This is a genomic window from Mesorhizobium sp. B4-1-4 (assembly GCF_006439395.2).
Taxonomy (GTDB): Bacteria; Pseudomonadota; Alphaproteobacteria; order Rhizobiales; family Rhizobiaceae; genus Mesorhizobium.
In genome coordinates this window covers 394,052-413,218 of the sequence record NZ_CP083950.1, presented here as the reverse complement: position 1 = coordinate 413,218, position 19,167 = coordinate 394,052, and the positions used below count along the sequence as shown (strand labels likewise).

At 61.7% G+C, this 19,167-nt stretch carries 17 protein-coding genes and 2 pseudogenes; 10 read left to right on the top strand and 9 right to left on the bottom strand.

Annotated features, from left to right (window positions below; all coding sequences use genetic code 11):
• Positions 1 to 175 precede the first annotated feature (175 nt).
• From FJW03_RS01825 to FJW03_RS01790, 8 genes and pseudogenes are all read left to right on the top strand, one after another.
• Positions 176 to 1,216, top strand: coding sequence for a Gfo/Idh/MocA family protein (locus FJW03_RS01825; protein WP_140763952.1), 1,041 nt, complete (start codon positions 176 to 178; stop codon positions 1,214 to 1,216).
• Positions 1,213 to 2,007, top strand: coding sequence for a GntR family transcriptional regulator (locus FJW03_RS01820; protein ID WP_140763949.1), 795 nt, complete (start codon positions 1,213 to 1,215; stop codon positions 2,005 to 2,007). Before FJW03_RS01825 ends, FJW03_RS01820 begins: the two co-directional genes overlap by 4 nt.
• Positions 2,008 to 2,180: 173 nt before the next feature.
• The gene (locus FJW03_RS01815) at positions 2,181 to 2,564 is read left to right on the top strand and encodes a hypothetical protein (protein ID WP_140763946.1); all 384 of its coding nucleotides are present in this window, start codon (positions 2,181 to 2,183) and stop codon (positions 2,562 to 2,564) included.
• A gap of 145 nt (positions 2,565 to 2,709) precedes the next feature.
• Positions 2,710 to 2,952: a type II toxin-antitoxin system Phd/YefM family antitoxin gene (locus tag FJW03_RS01810; RefSeq protein WP_140763943.1), complete on the top strand. Its 243-nt coding sequence runs from the start codon at positions 2,710 to 2,712 to the stop codon at positions 2,950 to 2,952.
• Positions 2,952 to 3,376: pseudogene (locus FJW03_RS01805) on the top strand (type II toxin-antitoxin system VapC family toxin). Before FJW03_RS01810 ends, FJW03_RS01805 begins: the two are co-directional and overlap by 1 nt.
• Positions 3,377 to 3,705: 329 nt before the next feature.
• Positions 3,706 to 4,539 (top strand): FMN-binding protein, encoded by an 834-nt coding sequence (locus FJW03_RS01800; RefSeq protein WP_140764001.1) that lies wholly within the window; start codon positions 3,706 to 3,708, stop codon positions 4,537 to 4,539.
• Between the two features lie 25 nt (positions 4,540 to 4,564).
• Positions 4,565 to 5,284 (top strand): FAD:protein FMN transferase, encoded by a 720-nt coding sequence (locus tag FJW03_RS01795; RefSeq protein WP_226890557.1) that lies wholly within the window; start codon positions 4,565 to 4,567, stop codon positions 5,282 to 5,284.
• Positions 5,281 to 6,792, top strand: coding sequence for an RnfABCDGE type electron transport complex subunit D (locus tag FJW03_RS01790; protein WP_140763937.1), 1,512 nt, complete (start codon positions 5,281 to 5,283; stop codon positions 6,790 to 6,792). The genes FJW03_RS01795 and FJW03_RS01790 overlap by 4 nt, the downstream gene beginning before the upstream one ends.
• Positions 6,793 to 6,799: 7 nt before the next feature.
• On the opposite strand, the gene FJW03_RS01785 is transcribed toward FJW03_RS01790, so the two are convergent.
• The 6 genes from FJW03_RS01785 to FJW03_RS01760 form a co-directional block, all read right to left on the bottom strand.
• Entirely contained in the window at positions 6,800 to 8,143 is a 1,344-nt protein-coding gene (locus FJW03_RS01785) for a sensor histidine kinase (RefSeq protein ID WP_140763933.1), read from the bottom strand.
• Positions 8,143 to 8,808 (bottom strand): response regulator transcription factor, encoded by a 666-nt coding sequence (locus FJW03_RS01780; RefSeq protein WP_140608550.1) that lies wholly within the window; start codon positions 8,806 to 8,808, stop codon positions 8,143 to 8,145. The genes FJW03_RS01785 and FJW03_RS01780 overlap by 1 nt, the downstream gene beginning before the upstream one ends.
• The gene (locus FJW03_RS01775; RefSeq protein ID WP_140763930.1) at positions 8,805 to 9,134 is read right to left on the bottom strand and encodes a PepSY domain-containing protein; all 330 of its coding nucleotides are present in this window, start codon (positions 9,132 to 9,134) and stop codon (positions 8,805 to 8,807) included. The genes FJW03_RS01780 and FJW03_RS01775 overlap by 4 nt, the downstream gene beginning before the upstream one ends.
• Positions 9,135 to 9,341: 207 nt before the next feature.
• On the bottom strand, positions 9,342 to 11,618 hold the full coding sequence (locus tag FJW03_RS01770; protein ID WP_226890741.1) for a xanthine dehydrogenase family protein molybdopterin-binding subunit: 2,277 nt from the start codon (positions 11,616 to 11,618) through the stop codon (positions 9,342 to 9,344).
• A gap of 50 nt (positions 11,619 to 11,668) precedes the next feature.
• Positions 11,669 to 12,646: an FAD binding domain-containing protein gene (locus FJW03_RS01765; RefSeq protein WP_140763924.1), complete on the bottom strand. Its 978-nt coding sequence runs from the start codon at positions 12,644 to 12,646 to the stop codon at positions 11,669 to 11,671.
• Positions 12,643 to 13,188, bottom strand: a complete 546-nt coding sequence (locus FJW03_RS01760; RefSeq protein ID WP_140608542.1) for a (2Fe-2S)-binding protein — start codon at positions 13,186 to 13,188, stop codon at positions 12,643 to 12,645. Before FJW03_RS01760 ends, FJW03_RS01765 begins: the two co-directional genes overlap by 4 nt.
• 494 nt (positions 13,189 to 13,682) lie before the next feature.
• Between FJW03_RS01760 and FJW03_RS01755 the strand changes: the two are divergent.
• Together FJW03_RS01755 and FJW03_RS01750 are read left to right on the top strand one after the other, a co-directional pair.
• Positions 13,683 to 14,047: pseudogene (locus FJW03_RS01755) on the top strand (IS1 family transposase); the annotation flags it as partial.
• A gap of 1,366 nt (positions 14,048 to 15,413) precedes the next feature.
• Positions 15,414 to 15,938 carry a DUF1993 family protein gene (locus FJW03_RS01750; protein WP_140763915.1) on the top strand — a complete coding sequence of 175 codons (525 nt, stop codon included), beginning with the start codon at positions 15,414 to 15,416 and terminating at the stop codon, positions 15,936 to 15,938.
• A gap of 49 nt (positions 15,939 to 15,987) precedes the next feature.
• On the opposite strand, the gene FJW03_RS01745 is transcribed toward FJW03_RS01750, so the two are convergent.
• The 3 genes from FJW03_RS01745 to FJW03_RS01735 all read right to left on the bottom strand — a co-directional run bounded on the left by FJW03_RS01745 (position 15,988) and on the right by FJW03_RS01735 (position 19,050).
• On the bottom strand, positions 15,988 to 17,778 hold the full coding sequence (locus tag FJW03_RS01745) for a thiamine pyrophosphate-requiring protein (protein WP_140763912.1): 1,791 nt from the start codon (positions 17,776 to 17,778) through the stop codon (positions 15,988 to 15,990).
• 167 nt (positions 17,779 to 17,945) lie between these two features.
• Positions 17,946 to 18,095: a hypothetical protein gene (locus tag FJW03_RS01740; RefSeq protein ID WP_181165557.1), complete on the bottom strand. Its 150-nt coding sequence runs from the start codon at positions 18,093 to 18,095 to the stop codon at positions 17,946 to 17,948.
• Between the two features lie 634 nt (positions 18,096 to 18,729).
• Positions 18,730 to 19,050, bottom strand: a complete 321-nt coding sequence (locus tag FJW03_RS01735; RefSeq protein ID WP_140608534.1) for a plasmid stabilization protein — start codon at positions 19,048 to 19,050, stop codon at positions 18,730 to 18,732.
• Positions 19,051 to 19,167: the final 117 nt, after the last annotated feature.

Sequence of the window (19,167 nt, the reverse complement as noted above, 5' to 3'; positions counted from 1 at the left end):
CCTCAACACGGTGCTTCGTGTGGATTCACGATTTTGCACTGTTGCCTCGGACCATACCTACTGATACATCTTGTGACAAGTGGTATTGTGTTGTCTTTTTGCAGCGCCGACCTCATTCGGGTCGAACACAGTCGGGTCGCCGCGCTACTGGATTGGAATTTCTGGGGAGGAATTGATGATTGGAGTTGGAATTCTAGGCTCGGGCTTCATTGCCGAGACTTATGCGGACTCCCTGCTCGACGTGCGCAACGCCGAACTCGTGGCGTGCTCTTCGCGCGGCTTCGAGCGTGCCGCCGCCTTCGCCACGAAATGGGGGCCCAAGGTCACCGCCCACAAGGACATGGAGGCGCTTTGCGCCGATCCTGCGGTCGACCTTGTGGTCATCGCGCTGCCCAACGAGATCCATCTCGAAGCCGTCAGGATCGCCGCGCGCCACGCCAAAGCCGTCATCTGCACCAAGCCGCTGGCGCGCACGGGAAGGGAAGCCCAGGAAATTCTTGAGATCGTCCGGCGCGCCGGCGTCTGGCACGGCTATGCCGAAAGCGCCGTTTTCTCGCCCAACATCGAAAAGGCATATCAAATGGTGAAGGCAGGCGGCATCGGCGACCTGCTGACCATGAGGGCCCGCGAGGCGCATTCGGGACCGCATGCGCCGCACTTCTGGAACGCTGAGCTCGCTGGCGGCGGTGCACTGCTCGACATGGGCTGTCACACCGTCGAAAGCGCCCGCCATTTCTTCGGCAAGGATAATCTCGTGACTGAGGTGATGGCTTGGGGCGCCACCATGGTCCATGGTGACAAGACCACGGGAGAAGATACGGCGATCGCGCTGTTGAAATTCGCAGGCGGCCAGCTCGCCACCATCGAATCGTCTTGGATCGAGAAAGGCGGCATGCAGCTGCGCCACGAATTGGTTGGCTCAGCCGGCCGTATCGTCACGGACACGTCCGTCGGTCCGGTTTGGGGCTTCATCGAGAAACCGGTGGGTTACCTCGTGGAGAAAGCGGACGCCGAGACCGGTTGGGTGTATCCCGTTCCGGAGGAAACAAGGGCGTACGGCTTTTCGCAGCAGATGCGGCACTTCTGCGACCATTTCGCGGCAGGCACGGCGCCGTCAGAGACCTTCGAGGACGGTGTCGTCGTCAACCAGATAATTGACGCCTGCTATCGGTCGATGCGAACGGGCGTGTGGGAAAGGGTAAAGGCGGATGGATGACTGAGATGGAGGGCGCTCCGCTGCAGTCGGATGGGCCAGAGCCGCTGTGGCGGCTGGCGGCCGACGCGATCCTGCATGAGATTGCGACCGGCAAGCTTGCTTCAGGCGCGCGCCTGCCGCCCGAGCGCGATCTGTTCACGCGTATGTCGATCAGCCGGGTCACCCTGCGCCGGGCGCTGCAGAGCCTCGTCGAGGAAGGTGTGCTTACTCCTTCGCATGGGCGTGGCTGGTATGTATCGGCCAAGGTGCCGAAGGAATTTCCCAACACGCTTGAATCCTTCAGCGAGACCGCAAGACGTCTTGGCCTGACGCCCTCCTCCGATGTGTTGCGCGCCGAGGAAGCGCCAGCCTCGCTGGACGAGGCCGAGGAGCTCTCGATCGCGCCCGGCGCGACCTTGTTCCACCTGGAAAGAATCCGACGCCTGGACCAGGTTCCAGTCGCCGTCGATACCTCGTTCTTCGCCGTCGCCCTCTTTCCCGATCTTGGCCGTATCGACTTTCGGAACGCGTCGCTGTTCGGCCTGCTGATCGATGCCGGCGTCGACCTGGCGCGCGCCGAAACCACGATCGAAGCGCGCGGCGCCGATCCTGCACTCGCGCGCCATCTCGCCCTTGACGTCGGCAAATCCACTCTGGTGATGCGTCAACTCATCGTCGACTCGGCCGGTCGGCCGCTCCTGTCCTCGACAATCCGCTACGCTGGCGACCGTTACCGCCTTCGGACGTCATTCTCCCGCGCGGGCAAGGCCGCCGCCCCCCGTGTCCCGCTGCCACGTATGGACCGCGAATAGCGAGGAATCCGCCAAAGGCGGAAGCCAAGGATTCGTTCTCCGGCTGGCGACCTATAGCGACCTGGCTTTGCCCGTCGGCCCGCTTCGCGCCGGAGCTGGTTGCGAAGGGCAATGTTCTTGCAAGCGGCGGCCATTGCTCGGAGTGCCACCCGACCAAGGGTGGGCAGATATTCGTGGGCGACTTCGCGTTCGCAATTCCGTTCGGCGCGCTCTATTCCACCAACATCACGCCCGATCCGGAGACTGGCATCTGCGCCTGGTCGGAGGCGGCCTTCAGGCGCGCGATGCATGAAGGCGTCGCACGCGACGGCTCGCATCTGTTTCCATTGTTCACTTACGATCATTTCACCTCCCGACGACGACGTGCAGGCGCTCTACGGATACTTCATGATCCTGCCCCTGCTCTCGCGCCTGCGCTGTCGAGCGGCATGTCCTGCCCGTTCAACATCCGCTTCGTATTTAGAGGGATCTCCCAAACTGCTGGCGGCGGCATCTTGGCTGCGACGCCAACCTTGCCTCTCTTGGAGAGGAACACCTCTGATCCTCTTCATATTTGAGCACAACAGCGCCAGCAGCCTGACGAAACTATTTCTGTTGCCGCCCACAGATTCCATCCAATACGCACGAAAGACGTCGAGAGGTCGCGCTGGAATTCTTGAGCTGAACACGCTATATGACCATCTACATGGTCAGGAGAATGGCATGGATGAGATCAATCTGGCAGACGCCAAGGCCCATCTGAGCGAGTTGATCGACCGGGTCGAGGCGGGCGATTCAATCGACATCACCCGGCGCGGCAAGCCGGTTGCACGGCTTACCGCCGTGGCCAAGCCGCGCAAACCGATCGACGCCGCCGTGCTCCGGTCTTTGACGGCGATTATGCAGCCGCAGACCGAAAGCGCTGCTGATCTGGTGCGAGCGATGCGGGACGGCGACCGCTACTGATGCTTTATCTCGACACGTCGCTGATCGTCGCGGCGCTCTCCAATGAAGCGGTGACGCCCCGTGTTCAGACCTGGCTGGCGGAGCAGGATGCGGCGCAGCTTCTGATCAGCGACTGGACCATCACCGAGGCGTCTTCGGCCATGGCGATCAAGCTGCGGACCGGCCAGATCAGCTTGGAACAGCGCGCCGGGGTGCTCGCCATGTTCAACAAGCTGGTCGCCGAGAGCTTCACCGTGCTCGGCGTGACGGTCAGGCAATTCCGGACCGCGGCGAAATTTGCCGATCAGCATATGCTTGGGCTTCGGGCCAGCGATGCGCTGCATCTCGCCATGCACCGGAGCATGGCGCCACGGTGCACACGCTCGATCAGCGGCTCGGCGAGGCCGGTCCAGTGCTTGGGGTGCCAACGCAGTTGCTGACATGAAGCAGGGCCTCTCGCTGCTTTTACCCGTCACTTCCACTCGATTGTTTTGACGCGATTAGGCCCTTTACCGCGTCTTTTTGGGTGTGGGCCTAGCACTGTCATTAACAGTGCAAATTAATTCGCCGGAACAGAAGCAAACAACTGGAAACAGGCTGAGTGCCCGGGCGCCCGCGCCGTCGTGGCGCAGGTTTGCCGCTGCTGCGGCCGAGGTCAAACGGCGGAGCCGTTGCCAACTGACAGCCAATTGTCAGCTTCGTCGTGGGATAATGCATCCCAAGCGATCCAGAATGGATTCGCCAGTGCATAAGCCAAGCTGGATTGAAACGCGGATGAAAAAGATTGCCCTGTCGCTCTTCGTGATCGCCGCCTCCGGCGCCTATGTCTGGGAACAACCCGGCAAGGCCCAGACGGACGATATGCTTGGTTCGGCGCTTCCTGCCGACGCTACGGAGCGAGATGCCGGGCAGCCAGCCATCCCCGCAACACCCGCGGATAGCACCCCTAATCCAGCGCCGACCTTGCTCGAGCCTCGCCGGCAGAGCGCGCGGCTGGAGCCCCGTCTCGACGTGCCATCGTCGGCGATCGGCAAGGAAACGACGGCGGCTATTCCGATGCCCGCACCAGAGCCGGAGCAAGCCGCGGTCAGGCTATCGCAGGCGTCGCGGGTGCCAGCCTCCCAGCCCACGGCACCGGCACCGGCGCCAGCCGTGGCCAAACCTCAGCCGAGCGTCGCTGCTGAAACGCAGGAGACTTCGTCATTCGCCGTAACTCCCGCCGTGTACATCCCTATCCCACAACCGCGGCCGGACTATCCGCAAGCACCGGCTCGCATCATCCGCGCAGGAATGAAGGCGATCGCGACAACTCCGGCCACGCACGGTTTCAGGGACGGAACATATGTCGGTCCTGTTACGGACGCCTATTACGGTCCCATGCAGATCCAGGTTTCCGTACAGGGCGGCCGTCTGACCGCGCTGAAAGTGCTGAAGTATCCGTCGGACCGGAGCACCTCCGTCCGCATCAACAGACAGGCGCTGCCCATGTTGCGCGACGAGGCGATCAGCGCGCAAAGCGCCAACGTGGACATCATCTCAGGTGCAACGCTGAGCAGCAGGGCCTTCATCCAATCGCTCCACGGCGCGCTCAGGAAGGCTTCTTCCTAATTCGATGCGCGAAACCCGCGTTCTGATGGGAATGCCCATTACGGTCGATATCGGTGGCGCATCCGGCGCGCTGATCGAGGACGTCTTCGGCTATTTCGACCGAATCGACCGGCGCTTCAGCACGTACAAGGCCGACAGCGAGATTTCCGCCATCAATCGCGGCGACGTTCCGGTCAAGGATTGGAGCCGCGAGATGATGGAAGTGCTGGCACTTGCCGAGCGCACGAAGAACGAGACGGGCGGTTACTTCGACATTCGCAGGCCGGACGGCTCGCTCGATCCTTCGGGGATCGTCAAAGGGTGGGCCATCCGCAACGCCGCGGGCCTCGTTCGCCAAGCGGGCGTCGAGGACTTCTTCATCGAAGCCGGCGGCGACGTCCAGTCGAGCGGTGGGAACGCCTCCGGAACCGACTGGAGCGTCGGCATACGCAATCCCTTCAAAATGGATGAAATCGTCAAGGTCATCTACCCGCGTGGTCTCGGCGTCGCGACTTCCGGCACCTATGCGCGCGGACAACACATCTACAACCCGTATAGGTTCGATGATCCGATCACCGGGATCGTCAGCCTGACGGTTGTCGGACCCGACGTGCTCGACGCCGACCGCTTCGCCACCGCCGCCTTCGCAATGGGCCGGGATGGCATCCACTTCATCGAGCAGGTTTCCGGCATCGAGGGCTATGTCATCCACATCGACGGTCGGGCAACGCTGACAACCGGTTTCGGAGATCTATGCGAACCATGATCAAGGCCCTCGACCGATCCCTCGATCACCTGACCATGTTCAGGCTGGTGCTCTATTATCTGACGGCCCTGCTGGTCACGGCCTTCGCCTTCACCTTTGCCAAGCTCGTGCCCTACGATCCACTCGCGCTCGCCTTTACCTCCGCGCTGACGCTCGCGGTTTGCTGGATCACCAACAAAGCCTTCGAACTGGTCTTCGAGGTTCCGGCAAACAAGGAGTCCGTCTACATCACCGCGCTCATCCTTGCCCTCATCCTCGATCCGGTGGCCGCAACGGACCTCAAGGGCATTGGCGCCGTGGCATTCGCCTCCGTCTGGGCGATCTCATCCAAGTTCATTTTCGCAGTCGGCCGGAAGCATGTTTTCAACCCGGCGGCGCTCGGCGTGGCGCTGTCGGCGCTGCTTCTGGACAAGCCCGCCACCTGGTGGGCCGGCGGCAATTCATGGCTGCTCCCCTTCGTGCTGGTCGGCGGCATTCTCGTTGTGCGAAAGCTGCGGCGCCTGGATCTCGTCGCGGCCTTCATGATCGTGGCGCTGATCACCATCCTGGCCACGACAGAGCCATCGCTCTATGGCGAGGCGCTCAAGGAGACGCTGACCTCGTCGCCGCTGCTGTTCTTCGCCTTCGTGATGCTGACCGAGCCGTTGACGGCGCCTACCACGCGTTGGCCACGCATCGCCTTCGCGGCGGTCGTCGGTTTCCTGTTCGCTCCCAACGTGCATATCGGCTCGTTCTATTTCACGCCGGAGCTGGCGTTGCTCGCTGGCAATGTGTTTGCTTACGCGGCAGGGCCGAAGGGCCGCTTCGTGCTGACATTGGAACGCATAGAGCGCTCCGCCATCGACAGTTACGACTTCGTCTTCAGTTCGCCGCGAAAGCTGGCCTTCGAGGCGGGCCAATATCTCGAGTGGACGCTCGGCATGAACCGCTCCGACAATCGGGGCAACCGCCGCTATTTCACCATCGCCTCGGCGCCGACCGAGGAAACCGTCCGTCTGGGCGTGAAATTCTACCCGCAATCGAGCGCCTTCAAGCGCGAACTGATCGCCATGAAGCCCGGCGGCAGAATCCATGCCGCGCAGTTGGCAGGCAACTTCACCCTTCCGGCGAACCATGGAACAAAGATCGCCTTCCTGGCCGGTGGGATCGGCATCACCCCATTCCGCTCCATGTTGCAACATCTGCTCGACCGCGACGAGAGACGCCCGATCGTCGTTCTCTACGGAACCGAGGGACAGCAGGATATCGCCTATCGCGATGTGCTCGGCACCGCCAGGCAAAAACTCGGCATCAGGACAATCCATGCCGTCGCACGGGGCGCCGAGCGCGGCCAGTATCCAGGCTATATCGACGAGCGCCTGATACGCCTGGCGGTCCCCGACTATCTCGAACGGACGTTCTACATTTCCGGCCCACAGGCCATGGTCAAGGCGCTTCGCCAGAAGCTTCGCGCCATGGGCGTGCGCCGTTCAAGGATAAAGGTCGACTACTTCCCCGGCTTTGCCTGACGAGCAGTCACCCGTGCCTTGGGACCGAAATGGTCACGATCAGGCCCGGGTCGGCATTTGCCATGGCAAGGCTTCCGCCGTAGGCTTCCACGATGTCCGAAACGATAGCGAGGCCAAGGCCGCTGCTGCCGCCCTTGCTGTCCAGCTGAACCCCGCGAGACAGGACGGATTGCCGGTCCGCGTCCGGGATGCCTGGCCCGTCATCAGCAACGGCGATAATTACGGCCGCGGCTGTCACGGATGCCGCTATGCGTACCGATGATCGTGCAAAGCGCGTGGCATTCTCAACGAGATTGCCGAGTATCTCCGACAGATCTCCTTCATCGATCGGCGCGACAAGATCATCGGCGACATCGATCTCGAAGGAAAGACGCTTGCCGCCAGGCGTCCGTTTTACCACGCCGACCACGCCGGCCGCGGTCTCGAAGACGCGGCAAGTGGCCTTGCCGAAAATGCCGGGTGCAAGGCGGGCCCGGGCCAGTTCCCGCTCGACGTGTCGCCGGATCGCGCTGGCGCTTCTTTCAATATCGTCGGCTAGCTCCGTCTCGCCCTTCTTCCGCAGCGCGCGAATGTCCGCTGAGAGCACCTGCAATGGCGTCTTGAGCCCATGCGCCAGATCGGTCGCGCGTGAGCGGGCGCGTAGAAGCGCCTTGTCCTGGGCCTCAAGCAAGCGGTTTATCTCATCGGCGAGCGGTTGCACCTCCCGAGGCGCCGCCACTTCGAGCCGCGTCGCGCGCTGGGCGACAACGTTTCGGACCGCGACCCGCAGGCTTTCCAGCGGGGCGAGACCCACAGTGATCTGGATGAAGAATGCGGCCATTAGGGCCAGGGCAAGAACGATCAGGGCCGGCGCGAGATCGCGGACATATTCGCTCACCGCCACTTCCACGCTGCGGTGGTTCTCGGCGACGATGGCACGAAACGATCGGCCGCCGGGATCGATGACCGTACGCGCGACCGCGATTGCGAGCTCTCCCTCCGGCCCTTCGAACTCCTTGATTTCCTTGAGCTCGCCACCGATCTGGTGTGCGTGCAGTGCAAGGGTCGCATCCCATAACGAACGCGAGCGGACAAGATAGCTCGATGCGATGTCCTCCACCTGCCAATAGTGGCCGGACAGAGGAATGGAAAAACGCGGGTCGGTCAGCGGCGCCTGGACAGAGAGGTGGCTGTCGGCACCGTAAGCGGTGGCGCCGATCAGTTCGTTGAGGTCTACGGTGAGCTCACTGACGATACGCCGTTCTACATTCAGTTCGAATAGATAGCGCAACCCAACGCCTGCGATGGCAAGGGCGATGAGAATTGAAATCGTGGCCGCCAGCCAGAGCCTGAACCGGATCGAGTTTCCCATCAGCTGCCATCATCGGCTATCAGATAGCCGAAGCCGCGCCTTGTCTTGATGATGTCGCTGCCGAGCTTCCTGCGCAGGCGGGCAACGATGACCTCGATCGCATTGGGATCACGATCGTTGCCGGAATCGTACAGATGCTCCGTCAGTTCGGTCGGTGCCACGACGCGCCCGCCATGATGCATCAGGTACGCCAGAAGCCTGTACTCGAGAGGCGAGAGTGAAACAGGGGCACCTTGGACCGAAACACGCATTTGAAGAGTGTCGAGAAGCAAGGGGCCGGATCTGAGCACCGGCGCTGCCTGGCCTGTCGAACGGCGCAGGATCGCCCGCAATCGCGCCAGCAGTTCCTCCATTTCGAAAGGTTTGGGCAGGTAGTCGTCGGCGCCCGCATTGATGCCTTCGACGCGCTCCGTCCACATGCCTCGCGCCGTCAGGATGAGGACTGGAAACCGGCGACCGTTGGCTCGCCATCGTTTGAGGACGGTTAGACCATCGAGCTTGGGCAAGCCGAGATCCAGTATGGCCGCGTCATAGTTCTCGACATCGCCCGCAAACCAGGCTTCTTCACCCTCGCGCACCACATCGACGGCCATCCCGGACGCCTTCAGCGCTGCAGCGACGTCCGCCGCGATCCGGGGTTCGTCCTCGGCCAGGAGGATTCTCAACGGTCGCCCCCTTCGCCTCTTACGATCACGCCGGCTCCAGCATCAACATCCACAAGCTTGCGGCGGCCGTCCGCGCCGACAACCTGCAAGCGATAGATCCATTTGCTCCCAAGGCGGACAAGGTCGACAGCAACAACATCGCCGGGCGCCTTGGCACGCACGATATCCAGAATCCTGGCAAAGCCCTTGATTTGGCCATGCTCGTAAAGGTCCCTTGCCCGGTCGTGATCGCCGTCGTCATCCTCGCCGGCTCGCGCCGCGAACGGCTGGGCGGCGGCGACCCCAATAAGGCCAGCCACGACAAGTCGTTTGAGAATGGTTGTCATCAACCAGGCATCTCGCACACAAAGGCTGTCAATCCGCTGTCAGCCAGCATCCAGCAGACAGCAAAGGTTCGTGCCCAGCAAGCTCGACTCGAATATTGCGGATGCTGCGATTGCCGACAACCCGGCAATCACCGGTCAATCGAGGCCGGTCCGCGATCAGTAAGCAGATCGTGGGGCCTTACGCCCCCTGCTCCAGGCCGACATCGGTCACATCAGCTTGTCGAGCGTTACAGGCAGGTCGCGAATGCGCTTCCCGGTGGCGTTGTAAACCGCGTTGGCGACCGCGGCGCCGGTGCCTGTAATGCCGATTTCGCCGATGCCATGAGCGCCCATCGGCGTGTGCGGATCTGGGATGTCGGTCCAGATCACCTCGATCGGCGGAACATCCAGATGCACCGGCACGTGATAATCGGCCAGGCTGGCGTTCATGATGCGACCGTTGCGTTCATCGAACTCGGTTTCCTCCATCAGCGCCAGTCCGAGGCCCATGATGATGCCGCCGCGGAACTGGCTCGCAGCCGTCTTCGGGTTGAGGATCCGGCCGCAATCGAATGAGCCGAGTACACGGTTGACCCGCGTCTCACCGGTCACGGCATTGACGCGCACCTCGCAAAAGATGGCGCTATAAGAGTGCATCGACCAGTGTTGCAGTTCAAGCGGCGCAGGCGCGCTCGCCTCGGCCACCACCTCGTCGCGTCCCGCACGCGACAGGATGGAAGCGTAGCTCTCGTGGCGTTCCGGCTCATCGAGCTTGGCCAGGCCTGCATCGTAGCCGCCGACCTGGTCGGCGCCGAGCCCCGCCAGCGGCGAGTCGTTTCCCGCGAGCTTGAGCAACTCGGTCACAAGCACGCGCTGGGCGGCGATCACCGACGCTCCGATGGACGCCGTCTGCTGCGAGCCACCCGCCAGAATCACACCGGGAAGGGTCGAATCCCCGTATTCGATCGAAACAGAATAAAGCGGCAGGCCAAGCCTTTCGGCGGCGACGGATAAGTTCACGGTAGCCGTGCCCATCCCCATCTCGTGAGCCGCCACCGCCACCGTCGCCCGGCCGTCGCGGGTGAGCGTGATGCGAGCCGCGCCACCAGGCATGCGGTAATAGGGATAGGTGCCGGTCGCGCACCCCATGCCGACCAGCCATTCTCCTTCACGGCGCGTCCCGGGCGCGGTTCGCTGGCTCCACCCAAAGCGCTCGGCGCCAGCCCGATAGGCTTCGACGATATGCCTTGACGAAAAGGGAGTGCCTTCGGTCGGATCCTTCTCCGGCTCGTTGCGGATGCGCAGTTCGATCGGGTCCATGCCGAGTTCTTCGGCCAGTTCGTCAATGGCACATTCGAGCCCGAATGTGCCGACAGCTTCGCCGGGCGCCCGCATGAAGGTGTTGGCCGCCATGTCTATATACGCCACCTCGACATCGAGCTTGAAGGTGTCGGCGGCATAGCCGCTGCGCGTCGCAATAATAAACGGCTCGGGAAAGGCATTGTGCCGGGTCATCACGGTGACGCCAGTGTGGATGATCGAGGTAAAACGGCCATCCGGCTGCGCGCCGATCGCCACATGCTGTTCGGTCAGGCCGCGGCCGCCGACCACCCTGAAAACGCCTTCGCGCGACAGGGCGATCCGCACCGGCCGGCCGGCAAGCTTCGCCGACGCCGCACCCAGCACCTGGTGCTGCCACAGGCACTTCGAGCCGAAGCCGCCGCCCACATAGGGCGATGTGACATTCACCTGCTTCTCGTCGATGTCGAAGATCTTCGCCAAGGACCATGCGGTGTGCGCCACGCCTTGCGAGGCATCATGCACCCTCAGTTCCTCGCCATTCCACGCCATAGTCGCGGCGTGCGGCTCGATGGCATTGTGGTTTTGGCGAGGTGTGCGATAGGTCACGGATATCTTGTGCGGGGCCGCAGCCAATTGCGCCTCGGCATCGCCGATTTCCAGCTTCAGCGGTTCGCCCATGAATTGACCCGGCTCGGTGCCCTGCGCCTTGGCAGCGGCCAGCGAAGTGGTCGCCGGCTCGGCCTCGTATTCGACGCGGATCAGTGACTTGGCATGATCCGCCTGCTCCTGGGTTTCTGCCAGGACGACGGCGATCGGTTGGCCGTTCCAGTGAATACGATCGTCCTGCATGACCGCCAGATTATCGCCGCCCGCCGCCTTGGCATTCGTCATGAACAGCGGCGTCGGCTTCATGGGCGGCGCATTGAGGTGCGTCATCACCAGAACCACGCCCGGCGCTTCCGACGCAGCCTTGATGTCCAGGGCAGCGATCCGGCCCTTGGCGATCGTGCTGAACGCCACAGCCGCGTAGGTCATGTCGGCGAGCGGGAACTCGGCGGAGAAACGGGCCGCGCCCTTGACCTTGAGAGGCCCGTCGATCCGCGACATGGGTTTGCCGACATGCCCATGCTGGTGATGGATGAGCGGATCGGGCTTCCCGCCTGGCAACCAGCTGTCGGGTGCCAGTTCAATGGCTTTCTTCATCAGGCCCTGGGCCGCGCCCTTGGCCGCCTCGCCGGCTTGTTCCAGGATGCTCATGCGGCTTCTCCCGCCAATTCGCCAAGCACGCTGACGATGGTGCGCTTGGCCAGTTCGATCTTGAACGCGTTGTCACGCAACGGAACGGCGTCCGCGAGTTCCGCTTCCGCGGCCGCCCGAAAGGCCTCGGCGGTAACAGGACCGTCTTTCAGCGCCGCCTCGGCCTTCCAAGCCCGCCAGGGCTTGTGCGCCACTCCGCCGAGGGCGAGGCGCACCGCCTTGACGGCACCGTTCTCCACCCGCAGCGCCGCGGCGACGGAGACAAGGGCAAAAGCATAGCTCGCGCGGTCGCGCACCTTGCGATAGGTTGAAGCCATTGTCAGCGGCGGCAGTTCGACGGCGGTGATCAACTCGCCTGGCTCCAGAACCGTCTCGATTTCGGGGTGTTCGCCTGGCAGGCGGTGAAGGTCGGTCAGCGGCAGCGTCCGCTTGCCTGTCCTGCCTTCGAGTTGGACCTTGGCATCAAGCGCGGCCAGCGCGACGCACATGTCCGAGGGATGCGTCGCGACACAGGCCGGCGAGGCGCCCAGAATTGCGTGCATGCGATTGAAGCCGTCCGCGGCATCGCAGCCTTGTCCGGGGGTTCTCTTGTTGCAGCGCGATCCCTCGTCGTCATAGAAATACGCGCAGCGTGTGCGTTGCAGGATGTTGCCGCCCACCGTCGCCATGTTGCGGATCTGAGCGGAGGCGCCGGCAAGGATGGCGCGGGCCAGAACGGGATAGCGCTCGCGCACCGCGCGGTGCTCGGCCAAGGCGGTGTTCCGGACTGCCGCTCCAATCAGCAATCCGCCCTCATGCTCATCGATGTTTGCCGGCAGCCCGGTCACATCCACCAGGATGGCCGGGCGCTCGATCGTCTCGCGCATCAAGTCCACCAGATTGGTGCCGCCGCCAAGATATTTGGCTGCCTCAAGGCCTGCTCTCTGTACCGCCTCGGCCGCGTTTGTCGCTCGGGAGTATTGGAACGGGGTCATGCTGCCATCTCCGGGCTATCGGGCCGGTAAGGCTGCGCGGCCTCCTTGCTGATAAACGTCGCGGCGATCGCATCGATGATGCCGTTATGCGCGCCGCACCGGCACAGATTGCCGCTCATGCGCTCTGCCAGCTCTTCGCGGCTGGCAGGGATTGAACCGGCTCTCAGATCGCCGGTCACGTGGCTGGGAAGGCCCCGCCCCAACTCCGCCACCATGCCGATGGCGGAGCAGATCTGTCCCGGCGTGCAATAGCCGCACTGGAAACCGTCGCGGTCGATAAACGCCTGCTGAAGCGGATGAAGCTCGTCTCCTTGCGCAAGACCCTCGACAGTGGTGACAGCGCGCCCTTCGGCCTGCACGGCAAGGGTCAGGCAGGAAACCACGCGTTCGCCGTCGAGCAGGACCGTACAGGCCCCGCACGCGCCCTGATTGCAGCCCTTTTTTGTGCCCGTGAGCCGGAGTTCCTCGCGCAGAAGATCAAGCAGCGAAACCCGTGGGTCGGCGGGCAGTGGCACGGCTGAGCCGTTGACGATAATGGACATGGCGACCTCGCTATCGGCGTAGAGAAGGTTACTTGGCGCTCGCGACGGAGGGGTCAACCCACGTCGAGACATCCGATAGCGATTGAGTGCAATCTTCGCTGCCTGGCCCGAGGGCCAGGACGCAAGGACTGTTCAGCCTCGGTGCGTCGTCACAGTTTGACGGCACCTTCCCTGGCCCATAGGCGCAGCTTGCGACAGGCCTCGATGAACGGCTGCACCGAGGCGGCGGAATCGAATTCGATGAGACCCACATCCGCCTCCGCTGCCACACCCGCACTCGCCAGAAGCGGCTTGGCTCCCGGAATGTTCCAAGCAAACTGAAGAGCGATTGAGACCGGGCGTCACTCGCGGCCACGCTGCCTTGCATTCCGTGGCCGCGAGTATTTTTCTTATGCTGTACTCGTGAAAGCGAGGCGGCAGTCATCGGGCCATCTTCAGTCTTTCACATAGGCGCCAGGCTGGCGGCCGCCCTTTGCCGCTTTTTGGTAGTGGGTCAGTACAACCCTGCCGAATGCACTTGCGCACGTAAAGAGCGGATCGAAGGAAACCCCGACATCAAGCATGTCAGCACGTCATTTTCGGAACGCCAGAATCTTAAGATGCGCATGCACATGCGCCGCTTCACGCGCCTGACCAACGGCTTCTCAAAGAAGGTTGAGGCTCACGCAAATGCTGTTGCCCTGCACTTCATGTATTATAATTTTGTGCGAATTCATGCTTCTCTGCGCGTAACCCGGCGATGGCCGCTGGCGTCACCGACAAGCTTTGGGAGATCGCGGATATCGTGGCACTGATCGAGGCGAAGGAAGCTGAAAGGCCGGTCGTGCGCGGCCGTTACGAGAAGCGGGCAGTAGCATGACACTGAGGCAAAGGGTCTCGCTCGCCTCAAAAATCACGCTGTCCTATGTGTTCGGCGTGGTTGGAGGTTTGTTAGCCGTGTCAAATCCTTCGCCGGAGATTCCATGGTCTGAGACACTTTCGCTTTTCGTCGTTTATGTTGCGGCCGGCTTCCTAATGTCTTGGCCGCTTTACTTAGCAGCAGTTGCTGCAGCCATCGCTTTCCCACGCTCTGTTGCCGCAAGACCGGGAACGTGGACTTCAGCGGCGGTTCTTATCGCAGCAAGTTTTTCTTTTTTGATCCTTCCGTGTGACGGGCATTTCAGATCACTCGCTACGCTAGGGGCACTCGCTGCTCTGCTCGCCGGCTTTTGTTTCTATTGCATAGCAAGGCCGACGGGTCAGATTTCAAACTGACCCACTACCCCGCTTTTGCATCCTTTGAGTGTTCGGCAATAGAGGGACCAGCGCCGGAGGTCTTCTCAATGGCCGGGCTCGGTGTTGCCTGCGGTCTTTGGTTTTGGCCGTTCGACTGAAGGGTTCGATCCTCCACTTCGCCTTGTTTTCGCGTGAGGCCCATTGCGCCGCCAGGCTTATCATTGCCGGCCGGTTGGGTGATGAATAACATCGTTGCTGAAAGAGGGTTCCATCACAGGCCGGCGGAAATTGCCGCTGTTTCCATGCAAAATCATAACGAGCGGTTGCGCCTCTAATCCGGATAGCGCCAGGCACTGGCCCCAGTGCGGCGAGACAATGCTGATGGCGCCCCATCAGCGGGATCATCTCGAAAAAGCCGTGAACGTGTTTCGGCTCCCTTGTTGATCCAATCGTCGGACTCGATCGGGGCGTCCTGCTCGTTGATCGCCTCAGCGATATATTCCGGGAGATCGCCCACCTCGTCGCGAATGTCGTCAGGATCGATGCCTACCGCGTGGCTTGACTTCACTCAATCCGAGGGCCCGATAAGCCAAGGTCGGAATTCACGGGTTAATCCCTCAAAAGCGACCCTTGCGGGCTGCTATTTTGGTGTGGAAGTTGCATTGACGGACTCTACCGACCTGGGTTCGGACGACATTGTGAGCTTAAGGCGCTGTTGGCGAAGACGTGCCGTTTTCGCCAGCCTCGCCTGGCGTTCAGCCTCCAGCACCAATTTGGACTCTCTGTTCGCTCTTTCTATTTTTTCCCTGTCGATTTTTCGACGTTTCAAGCCAACCTCCCTGCCTCCATCGATTCCGGTGCAAAAATGCGACGAGCAGCCAAATGTTCCGCACGAATCAGGGTTCCACTGGGCAAGACCGCCGCCAGTCGATAATTGCGCTTGCCTTGCGGTTGCAGCCATCGTGCCACATGCTGAATGTGGAAATTCAAATTGCTCGTGAGAATGACCGATGCGGACATCGCTCTACGATCTCAGCGTGCCAACCTTCCTGCAGACCGTGAGATCCATCGGAGGTTTCCTCGACCGTGCGGCCACGCATTTCTCGAACACCGGTGTCGATCCCGATAATATCGTGCACACCCGCCTCTTCGACGACGTGGCACCCTTCCATTTTCAGATCGAGGCGGCGTGGCATCATTCCGTTTGGGGGGTCGAGGCCCTCAAGTCCGGCGCGTTCACCCCTCCCGCCTTGGTCGGACCTGTTCCCTTCGCTGACCTGCAGGCCATGATCGGCAAGGCAGAAATGATGCTGGAGGCGTTCACCCCCGATGAGGTCAACGGCTGCTCGGGCAAGCACCTGGACCTTCAGATCGGCCCGCGAAGGCTTGCCTTCACCGCGGAGACCTTCATCCTCTCTTTCTCGCTGCCAAATTTCTATTTCCATGCCGTCACCGCATACAACATCCTGCGTTCGCGAGGCGTGCCGCTCGGTAAGCATGATTACGAGGGTCGGCTGCGCACCAGATCATCCTGAGATGAAATCTAGCCTCAACGGAAGGACCTCGGCACTCCACCAGTTTCTGCTAGTCTGACTTGCCCGGCAGTATCGAACCCAGAACCTGCCTGACGGTCCCGCGAATAACACCGGTTTCACTGGGATCGCCCTTTGCAAGCGACGATGTCAGGTTTTTGATCTGGTCGAAGGTGAAATGCGGGGGAAGTGGCGGGACCTCGGGATCGGTCTTGACCTCAAGGACGACGGGGTAATCGGACGCGAATGCTTCGTCCCAGGCCGGTCCGAGGTCTTCTGGGCGATCGACAAACAAGCCTTTAAGACCGATCAGTTCGGCAAACCGATGATAGGGCACGTCCGGGATACGCTGCGACGCCTCGAACTTCGGGTCGCCTTCCATGACCCGCTGCTCCCAAGTAACTTGATTGAGATCCTGGTTGTTGAAGACGCAGATGATGAACCGGCCGTCCGGCCAGGACGACTTCCAGTATTTGGCGACGGTGATCAGTTCCGCCATGTTGTTCATCTGCATGGCTCCATCGCCAACAAGCCCCACCACCGGCCGGTCCGGGTGCGCGAACTTGGCGGCGATCGCGTAAGGGACAGCGGCGCCCATCGAGGCGAGGCCGCCGGAGAGCGATGCCATCATCCCCGGCCTGATCCTGACGTCACGCGCGTACCAATTCGCGCAGGATCCGGAATCGCTCGTCAGAATGACATTGTCCGGCAATCTCGGCGAAAGCTCCCATGCCACCAGTTGCGGATTGACTGGGTCGGCTTTTGTCTTGGCTCGCTTCTCCAGAAGTTTCCACCAGTCGGCTACGCTCTTCTCGATCTGTTTGCGCCACTTGTTTTTCTTCTGCTTCAACAATGGCAGCAGAGCCTTGAGCGTCTCAGTTGCATCGCCGACAAGATTGACGTCCATCGGATAGCGCAAGGACATCATGCCGGGCTTAAGATCGATCTGGACGCCTTTGGCCTGACCTTCTTTTGGCAGGAACTCCGAATAAGGAAAGCCGGATCCGACCATCAGCAACGTGTCGCAGTCCCGCATCAGGTCCCAGGAGGGTTCCGTTCCGAGCAACCCGATCGAGCCAGTTACCCAAGGGAGAAAATCCGGTAAAGCCGCCTTGCCGAGAAGCGCCTTTGCGGCACCCGCGCCAAGGCGATCGGCGATGTCGATCACCTCTTGCGTCGCGGCAAGGGCACCAGCGCCGACGAGGATTGCGACACGCTCGCCTTCGTTGAGGATATCGGCGGCCGCTTTCAAATCATCCGCGTGTGGAATAACCAACGGCTTGCGATAGCCGACGCCGGAATGCACCGTGCCGTGAGCGCGGGACGGTTCCTCATAAGGCATCTCCTGCAAGTCGTTCGGCAGGACGAGCGCCGTCACGGTTCGGTTTGCCAGCGCAATGCGAACGGCCCGGTCAACGAGGTGACGGACCTGTGCGGGCACGGCGGCCTGATGGACGAAATCTCCCGCCACATCCTTGAACAGCGAGGCAAGATCGACTTCTTGCTGGTAGTGGCCGCCGATCGCGCTACGCGCCTGCTGGCCGACAATGGCCAAGACGGGCTGGTGGTCAAGGCGCGCATCGTAAAGACCTGTCACGAGGTGCGTCGCGCCGGGACCGGAAGTTGCTATGCAGACGCCAAGTCCGCCAGAAAACTTGGCGTAGGCCGACGCCATGAACGCGGCCATTTCCTCATGTCGTGCCTGGACGAATTCAATCTTCCCATCCGCACGGTTGAGGGCCCCGAAGACGCCGTTGATGCCGTCACCGGGGTATCCGAACATCCGCCGTACGCCCCAGCCGTGGAGGCGCGAGATCAGGAAATCGCCAACGGTTTTAGACATGAGAAGAGCCTTTCGATCACGCTGGAAAGGGAATTAACCAGCGTGGCGACGTCCCGTTCCCAGCCTCGCCACTGTTCGCCGGCTCTTGGTCCGAGCCATCGGTCCGCCGAGCTCCTTATCGATCAATGGTGTTCACCGCTCCCAGAAGCTTCCCTGCCCGCCGGGGTTCAGCTCCCAGCGACACGCCGGGCGGCTGCCTCGGGATCATCGCGTGCCAATTCAGACGGACCTTGTTGCAGAGCCTGGTCTCGACCGACTTCCTTGCCAATCTTGTAAGCGGCATAGACGATGCCGAGACCGATCAAAAACCTGAACATGGAAAATCTCCTTCGGCGGGAAACCCAATCGTTGACGGGTGGTTCCGGGATGCGTGCGATGACATTGCGCGCGGGCAAGGGGTTTGGCCGAAGCCCCCGCGCCTATTCGCCCAATATGATCCCGGAAGCTATGATTTGAGCCGTGCGCCCTGTTAGCCTTCCGCGTTTCACGAGCGTGGGTTTGACATAGGGTTTTCTCGTCATCACAGATCCACTGTCGGAGATACGTTTACCTTGCCAAGGCGGCATTGCGGCCTAAACGGTCTTCGCGCGCCAGTGTTCCACAGACTCACATGGTTCTGCTGATGAACAAATGCGATATGCAACGGCTTGAGTTTCCGACGGGGACGAGGTCGATCTGAAATCGGCAGCCGAGGACGGGGTCGAGCGATGTGTCCGGGGCCTGAGGGTCACGTGCCCGCGGCCAAATCGGTGCCGGTAAGGTTGATTTCGCGCGGCGGATAGCAGGCAGCGGTCTTCCTTGCCTGACGCAAAAAGACCACCAGTGGAGCAGCAAGCCGCTCGACCTTCGTGCGTCCAGCCAGGAGGCAGAAATCGGCCACATCACCCCGTGACCGCCGAACGACGTCACACCAACTCCATTGCCGTTAGCGCGAAAAGTGCTGCCTGTAACTTATGAGTGGGAGTGGCTTGCAGCATTCCTTTTCCTTGTCGCGGCGGCCTTCTTCGCAGAGGCCGACCTCTCGGCCGCGGAACGAGATGCCTGGGCTTTGCCGCCCTTCTCTCCTCCCTTGTGAGCCGCGGGATGGCCGGTGTGCTTTCCACGTCCCGATCCGCCCTCTTTCTTGCCGCCGCCGTCATCCTTGTTTACCGTTGCCCAGGCACGACGTTCGGCTTCCTTTTCCGATACCCCGCGATGCTCGTAGCCCTCGGCTATGTGATCAGCTTTGCGCTCCTGCTTGTCAGTGTATTTCGACTTGTCGCCACGTGGCATCGTGACCTCCTGTTCTCTAACGGTTGCGAACGAACACATCCCGGTTTGGTTCCAGATTGCCAAGACATCCGAGCGCGATGCCGCTGGGCGATCGAATATCGACCAAGCCCCACCCTT